At 68.9% G+C, this 7,139-nt stretch carries 6 protein-coding genes; all 6 read left to right on the plus strand.

What is annotated here, in order from left to right:
• Positions 1–59 precede the first annotated feature (59 nt).
• The gene (doeA, locus tag CHC02_RS16790) at positions 60–1,250 is read left to right on the plus strand and encodes an ectoine hydrolase DoeA (protein WP_089392587.1); all 1,191 of its coding nucleotides are present in this window, start codon (positions 60–62) and stop codon (positions 1,248–1,250) included.
• Positions 1,251–1,254: 4 nt separating this feature from the next.
• Positions 1,255–2,271, plus strand: a complete 1,017-nt coding sequence (doeB, locus tag CHC02_RS16795; protein ID WP_089392588.1) for a N(2)-acetyl-L-2,4-diaminobutanoate deacetylase DoeB — start codon at positions 1,255–1,257, stop codon at positions 2,269–2,271.
• A gap of 28 nt (positions 2,272–2,299) precedes the next feature.
• The gene (locus CHC02_RS16800; RefSeq protein ID WP_089392589.1) at positions 2,300–2,782 is read left to right on the plus strand and encodes an Lrp/AsnC family transcriptional regulator; all 483 of its coding nucleotides are present in this window, start codon (positions 2,300–2,302) and stop codon (positions 2,780–2,782) included.
• A 447-nt stretch (positions 2,783–3,229) separates the two neighbouring features.
• On the plus strand, positions 3,230–3,883 hold the full coding sequence (locus CHC02_RS16810; protein WP_089392591.1) for a 7-cyano-7-deazaguanine/7-aminomethyl-7-deazaguanine transporter: 654 nt from the start codon (positions 3,230–3,232) through the stop codon (positions 3,881–3,883).
• 131 nt (positions 3,884–4,014) lie between these two features.
• Complete coding sequence (locus CHC02_RS16815; RefSeq protein WP_089392592.1) at positions 4,015–5,472, plus strand: NAD-dependent succinate-semialdehyde dehydrogenase; 1,458 nt, start codon at positions 4,015–4,017, stop codon at positions 5,470–5,472.
• A gap of 13 nt (positions 5,473–5,485) precedes the next feature.
• Positions 5,486–6,865: an aspartate aminotransferase family protein gene (locus CHC02_RS16820; protein WP_089392593.1), complete on the plus strand. Its 1,380-nt coding sequence runs from the start codon at positions 5,486–5,488 to the stop codon at positions 6,863–6,865.
• Positions 6,866–7,139: the final 274 nt, after the last annotated feature.

Raw genomic sequence — 7,139 nt, forward strand, 5'->3', positions numbered from 1 at the left:
CGAGCAAGCTCGCTCCTACAAGAGCCCCCCGTGACACCACTCACCCAGAGGATTTCCGCATGCCCGAAATCGTCGTCAACCTCCCCTTCGCGCGGGAGGAATACGCCCAGCGCCTGGCCAAGGTCCGCGCCAGCATGCAGCAGCGCGGCATCGAGCTGCTGCTGGTCAGCGACCCGTCGAACATGGCCTGGCTCACCGGCTACGATGGCTGGTCCTTCTACGTGCACCAGTGCGTGCTGCTGGCGCTGGACGGCGAGCCGGTGTGGTTCGGCCGCGGCCAGGACGCCAATGGCGCGCGCCGCACGGTGTTCATGGGCGCCGACGACATCGTCGGCTACCCGGACCACTACGTGCAGTCCAGCGAGCGCCACCCCATGGACTACCTGGCCCGCGAGGTCATCGCCGCGCGGGGCTGGGACGCCCTGGCCATCGGCGTGGAGATGGACAACTACTACTTCAGCGCCGCCTCCTTCCGCTCGCTGCAGGCCAACCTGCCGCAGGCGCGCTTCGTCGACGCCACAGCGCTGGTCAACTGGCAGCGCGCAGTAAAGTCCCCGCGCGAGATCGAATACATGCGCATCGCCGCGCGCATCGTCGAGAAGATGCACGCGCACATCCTCGAACGCATCGAGCCGGGCATGCGCAAGAACGAGCTGGTGGCGGAGATCTACAGCACCGGCATCCTCGGCGCCGACGGCCACGGCGGCGACTACCCGGCCATAGTCCCGCTGCTGCCCACCGGGGCGGATGCCAGCGCGCCGCACCTGACCTGGGACGACACGCCCTTCCAGCGCGGCGCCGGCACCTTCTTCGAAATCGCCGGCTGCTACAAGCGCTACCACTGCCCGCTGTCGCGCACCGTCTACCTGGGCAAGCCGCCGCAGCACTTCCTCGACGCGGAAAAGGCCGTGGTCGAAGGCATCGCCGCCGGCCTGGAGGCAGCCAAGCCGGGCAACACCACCGGCGACATCGCCCGCGCCTTCTTCGGCGTGCTGCAGAAGTTCGGCATCCACAAGGACAGCCGCTGCGGCTACCCCATCGGCATCAGCTACCCGCCGGACTGGGGCGAACGCACCATGAGCCTGCGTCCCAGCGACGAGAGCGTGCTGCAGACGGGCATGACCTTCCACTTCATGCCCGGCCTGTGGATGGACGACTGGGGCCTGGAGATCACCGAAAGCATCCTGATCACCGACACTGGCGTGCAGACCTTCTGCGACTATCCGCGCCAGCTGTTCGTGAAGGAGTGAAGCGATGACACTGCCACTCGATAAGGGGCTACGCGACAACCCCATCGCCGCCAGCGTCGATTTCGCGCGCGACGGCGTGCAGCACGGCCACCTCAAGCTGCCCTACTCGCGGGACGACTCGGCCTGGGGCGCGGTGATGATCCCCATCTGCGTGGTGAAGAACGGCGCGGGGCCCACCGCGCTGCTCACCGGCGGCAACCATGGCGACGAATACGAAGGCCCGGTGGCGCTCAGCCGCCTGGCCCAGGAACTGCGCACCGAGGACATCCGCGGCCGGGTGATCATCGTGCCCTTCATGAACACCCCGGCCTTCCTCGCCGGCAAGCGCACTTCGCCGATCGACGCCGGCAACCTCAACCGCAGCTTCCCTGGCCGCCCGGACGGCACGGTGACGCAGAAGATCGCCGACTACTTCCAGCGCACCCTGCTGCCGCTGGCCGACCTGGTCCTGGACATCCACTCCGGCGGCCGCACCCTCGACTTCCTGCCCTTCGCCGCCTGCCACGTGCTGCCGGACAAGACCCAGCAGGAAGCCAGCGAAGCACTGATGCGCGCCTTCGCCGCGCCCTACGCCATGCGCATGCTGGAACTGGACGCGGTGGGCATGTACGACACCGCCGCCGAGGAACAGGGCAAGCTGTTCGTCACCACCGAGCTGGGCGGCGGCGGCAGCAGCACCGCGCGCAGCGTGGCCATCGCCCGCCGTGGCGTGCGCAACGTGCTGGTGCAGGCCGGCATCCTGCGTGGCGAGGTCGAGCACGCACCCTCGGTGATGCTCGACATGCCCGACGGCGACTGCTTCGTCGCCAGCGAACACCAGGGCCTGCTGGAGATGTGCCGCGACCTCGGCGAGCGCGTGGAGCGCGGCGAGGTGCTGGCGCGGGTGCACGACGTGCTGCGCACCGGCGCCGCGCCGGTGGAGTACCGCGCCAGGCGCGGCGGCATCCTCGCCGCCCGGCACTTCCCCGGCCTGGTGCAGAGCGGCGACACCCTGGCGGTGGTCGCCGAGGTCCTGGACTGATGCGCGCGCCGCGGCGCCGGAGGTGGCGATGATCAAGCTCGACCGCTACGACCTGAAGATCCTGCGCATCCTCGCCGGCGACGGGCGCATCACCAAATCGAGCCTGGCCGAGGCCATCAACCTCTCGGTCAGCCCGGCCTGGGAGCGCGTGCGCAAGCTAGAGGAGGCCGGCCTGATCAAGGGCTACCGCGCGCAGATCGACTGGCCGGCGCTGTTCCGCCAGCAGCAGGTGCTGGTGGAGATCACCCTGGGCCGCCACACCGCCCAGGACATGCGCCGCTTCGAACAGCGCCTGCAGCAGGCGCCGGAGGTGGGCTTCTGCTACGCCACCGGCGGCGGGGTGGACTACATCGCCATGGTCCAGGCCCGCGACGTCGACCACTACCAGCGCTTCATCGACCAGCTGCTGCTGGAGGACCTGGGGATCGAGCGGTATTTCACCTACATCGTTACCAAGGTGATCAAGACGCTGGATACGGCTGTGCCGGCGGAGGCGCTGGAGGGCGCCTGACGCCGCGCTGCGCTGTCTTTCTTTTCGTAGGAGCGAGCTTGCTCGCGAACAGCATTTCCCGCAGGCAATGGCACTTCAGGCCACCTCCGCTCCCTCTCCCCAGCCCTCTCCCTGAAGGGAGAGGGGGCTAGTCCGTGCCGAGAGGAGGAATGGTTTCAGCCGGAAACCTTCGGCGTCGCCGGCTGACTCCAGAACATCAGCGTCTGCCCAACGGTCCCCTCTCCCTTCAGGGAGAGGGTTAGGGAGAGGGCGTTCTTGGCCCCCCAGCCAATCCCTTCCGGCAGAACACCCTTCGCGAGCAACCTTGCCCCCACAACAACCCCACCCCACTGCACAAAAAACACCCAAAAAAACCTGACTCCAGGTTCAATCTCCTATAGAATGCGCCCCGCTCGGCACAGGGCCGGGCATGGGTTCCCTCACCCCATCGACGAAAAAGGATCCAGCATGTCGGCGCTTTCCCCGGCGGCTCGGCGCGGCGCATTGGCCGGCCTGGTCGTTTTCCACCTCCTCGTGATCATCGCCAGCAACTACCTGGTGCAACTGCCCATGACCCTGTTCGGCTGGCAGACCACCTGGGGCGCGTTCAGCTTCCCGTTCATCTTCCTGGCCACCGACCTCACCGTGCGCCTGCTCGGCAAGAGCCCGGCGCGGCGCGTCATCGCCCGGGTGATGGGGCCGGCGCTGCTGGCCTCCTACGTGGTCTCGGTGCTGTTCCAGGACGGCGGCTACCGCGGCTTCGCCGCGCTGGGCGAGTTCAACACCTTCGTCGGGCGCATCGCCCTGGCCAGCTTCCTCGCCTACGCGCTCGGCCAGTTCCTCGACATCCAGGTGTTCGACCGCCTGCGCCGGCTGCGCCAGTGGTGGATCGCCCCGGTGGTGTCGACCCTGTTCGGCAACCTGCTGGACACCTTCACCTTCTTCTCCATCGCCTTCTGGCGCAGCGACAATCCCTTCATGGCGCAGCACTGGGTGGAAATCGCCACGGTGGACTACGGCGTCAAGCTGGCGGTCATGCTGATCCTCTTCGTGCCGCTCTACGGCGTGCTGCTGCGCGCCATCCTCCAGGGCCTGGGCCGGCGTTCCGCCAGCGCCTGCTGAGGCGGGCGAAAAACGCCAAGCCCGCGGCGCATCTGCGGAAAGAATTGCCGCCGCCGCCCCGGCCTTAGGAAAAAACCGCCACGGCGCTCCCCCTAGGATGGTCTCCATGCCACCTGCGAGGAGACGCCGTCATGTCCTACGCCCATCCCCTGCTCTTCAAGTCGCTGTGCTACGTCAACGGCCACTGGCTGCACAGCGCCAGCGGCGCCAGCGTCGCCGTGGAGAACCCGGCCGACCGCGAAGTCATCGGCCACGTGCCGCTGCTCGAACGCGAGCAGATAGTCGCCGCGGTGGACGCCGCCGCCGCGGCCTTCCCGGCCTGGCGCAAGCTTTCCCTGGACCAGCGCGCCGCGCCCCTGCTGCGCTGGGCCGAGCTGATCCGCCAGCACCGCGAGGACCTGGCGCAGATCCTCTGCCTGGAACAGGGCAAGCCCCTGGCCGAGGCGCGTGGCGAGATCGACTACGCCGCCAGCTTCATCCCCTGGTTCGCCGAGCAGGCCCGGCGCCTGGACGGGCGCAACATCCCCAGCCACATCCCCGGCGCCCACCTGGGCACGGTGATGGAACCGGTGGGCGTGGCCGTGCTGCTCACCCCCTGGAACTTCCCCGCGGCGATGATCACCCGCAAGGCCGCCGCCGCCCTGGCCGCCGGCTGCACGGTGGTGGTCAAGCCGGCCCACGAGACGCCCTACTCGGCCTTCGCCCTGGCCCAGCTGGCCGAGGAGGCCGGGCTGCCCGCCGGCACCTTCAACGTGGTGCTGGGCGAGCCGCAGATGGCCATGGAGACCCTGGTGCGCGACAGCCGCGTGCGCGCGGTCAGCTTCACCGGCTCCACCCGCGTCGGCAAGCTGGTGCTGCAGGCCGCCGCCCAGGACGTGAAGAAGGTGGCGCTGGAGCTGGGCGGCAACGCGCCCTTCATAGTGCTGCCCGACGCCGACCTGGAGCAGGCGGTGAAATTCGCCGTAGACGCCAAGTTCCAGACCTCCGGCCAGGACTGCTGCGCGGCCAACCGCATCCTCGTCGCCCGCGAACTCTACGAACCCTTCCTGCAGCGCTTCGCCGCCGCCGTACGGAAGCTGCGCGTGGGCCCGGCCAGCGACGAGCGCAGCGACATAGGCCCGCTGATGCACCAGGCGGCCTTCGACGCCACCTGCGAGCGGGTGCGCGAGGCCATCGACAGCGGCGCGCGCCTGCTGGCCGGCGGCGAGCCCCATGCCCTGGGCGGCTGGTTCCACCAGCCCACGCTGCTGGCCGACGTCACCCCGGCCATGCGCATCTGGCGCGAGGAAAACTTCGCTCCCATCGCCGGGGTGACGGCCTACGACGACCTGGAGCAGGCCGTCGAGCTGGCCAACGATAGCGAATACGGCCTGGCGGCCTACATTTGTGGGCAGCGCCTCGACCAGGTGTGGCCGCTGATGCGCCGCCTGGAATTCGCCATGGTCGCGGTGAACGGCGCCCGGTTCACCGGCCACCCCATCCCCTTCGGCGGCATGAAGGCCTCGGGCCTGGGCCGCGAGGGCGGCAGCGAGGGCTTCGAGCCCTTCGTCGAGACCAAGTACTTCTGCCTGCACCACGGCGCCATCTGAGGAGAACACCGCCATGACCGACTACGCCAAGCTGTTCGAACAGGACCGTGCGCACTTCATGCACCCCTCCACCCACGCCCACGACCATGCCAGCGGCGCCCTGCCCGGGCGCATCATCACCGGCGCCTCGGGCGTGCGCATCCGCGACCACCAGGGCCGCGAGCTGCTGGACGCCTTCGCCGGGCTGTACTGCGTGAACATCGGCTACGGCCGTACCGAAGTGGCCGACGCCATCCATGAGCAGGCCAAACAGCTGGCCTACTACCACACCTACGTCGGCCACGCGTCCGAGGCGATCATCGAGCTGTCCGCGCGGATCATCCGCGACTGGGCGCCGGCGGGTATGAAGAAGGTCTACTACGGCCTCTCCGGCTCCGACGCCAACGAGACCCAGGTCAAGCTGGTGCGCTACTACAACAACGTGCTGGGCCGCCCGCAGAAGAAGAAGATCATCTCGCGCCAGCGCGGCTACCACGGCTCGGGCATCGTCACCGGCAGCCTCACCGGCCTGGCCAGCTTCCACCAGCACTTCGACCTGCCGGTGGAAGGCGTCAAGCACACCCTCTGCCCGCACTTCTACAAGGCCCCGGCGGGCATGGACGAAGCGGCCTTCGTGCGCCACTGCGCCGAGGAGCTGGAGAACCTGATCCTCGCCGAAGGCCCGGACACCGTGGCGGCCTTCATCGGCGAACCGCTGATGGGCACCGGCGGCATCATCGTCCCGCCCCAGGGCTACTGGGCGGCGATCCAGGCGGTGCTGGCGAAGTACGACGTGCTGCTGATCGCCGACGAGGTGGTCTGCGCCTTCGGCCGCCTGGGCGACAGGATGGGCAGCCAGCGCTACGGCATGCGCCCGGACCTGATCACCACCGCCAAGGGCCTGACCAGCGCCTACGCGCCGCTGTCGGCGGTTATCGTCGGCGAGAAGGTCTGGGACGTGATCGACAGCGCCTCCACCCGCGAGGGCGCCATGGGCCACGGCTGGACCTACTCCGGCCACCCCATCTGCGCGGCGGCGGCCCTGGCCAACCTGGACATCCTCGAGCGCGAGAACATCACCGCCAACGCGGCGGACGTCGGCGGCTACCTCAACCAGCAGCTGCGCCAGGCCTTCGAGGGCCACCCGCTGGTGGGCGAGGTGCGCGGCGACGGCATGCTGGCGGCGCTGGAGTTCATGGCCGACCGCGAGGCGCGCACGCCCTTCGACGCGGCGCTGAAGGTCGGCCCGAAGGTCTCGGCGGCGTGCCTTGAGCGCGGCATGATCGCCCGCGCCATGCCCCACGGCGACATCCTCGGCTTCGCCCCGCCGCTGGTATTGACCCGCGCCGAGGCGGACGAAGTGGTGGGCATCGCCAAGGCCGCGGTGGACGCGGTGGCGGCGGAGGTGCTCTGAACCCCCGGCATGCACTTGTAGGAGCGAGCTTGCTCGCGAACAGACTTCGCAGCGGGGCCGTTCGCGAGCAAGCTCGCTCCTACGAAAAGCCGGCCATCGCGGCGCGATTCGCGGATGAGATCCGCTCCTACGCTGCCCCACCACACCGTTCCCTTGTAGGAGCGCGCCCTGCGCGCGAATCGCGGGCAGGGCCCGCTCCTATGTATGGACTCACCCCCACCGTCAACCCGCTTTTGAACAGAGGAACCCGATTGCATCTATGTATTAGGCCTGT

The sequence above is a fragment of the Pseudomonas delhiensis genome (genome assembly GCF_900187975.1).
GTDB classification, from domain to species: Bacteria; Pseudomonadota; Gammaproteobacteria; order Pseudomonadales; family Pseudomonadaceae; genus Pseudomonas; species Pseudomonas delhiensis.

What these genes read in the sequence shown, in the direction of transcription:
- CHC02_RS16820 (WP_089392593.1), top strand. Translation starts at nt 5,486, where the DNA reads ATGACCGACTACGCCAAGCTGTTCGAACAGGACCGTGCGCACTTCATG.
- CHC02_RS16800 (WP_089392589.1), top strand. Translation starts at nt 2,300, where the DNA reads ATGATCAAGCTCGACCGCTACGACCTGAAGATCCTGCGCATCCTCGCC.
- doeA (WP_089392587.1), top strand. Translation starts at nt 60, where the DNA reads ATGCCCGAAATCGTCGTCAACCTCCCCTTCGCGCGGGAGGAATACGCC.
- CHC02_RS16810 (WP_089392591.1), top strand. Translation starts at nt 3,230, where the DNA reads ATGTCGGCGCTTTCCCCGGCGGCTCGGCGCGGCGCATTGGCCGGCCTG.
- doeB (WP_089392588.1), top strand. Translation starts at nt 1,255, where the DNA reads ATGACACTGCCACTCGATAAGGGGCTACGCGACAACCCCATCGCCGCC.
- CHC02_RS16815 (WP_089392592.1), top strand. Translation starts at nt 4,015, where the DNA reads ATGTCCTACGCCCATCCCCTGCTCTTCAAGTCGCTGTGCTACGTCAAC.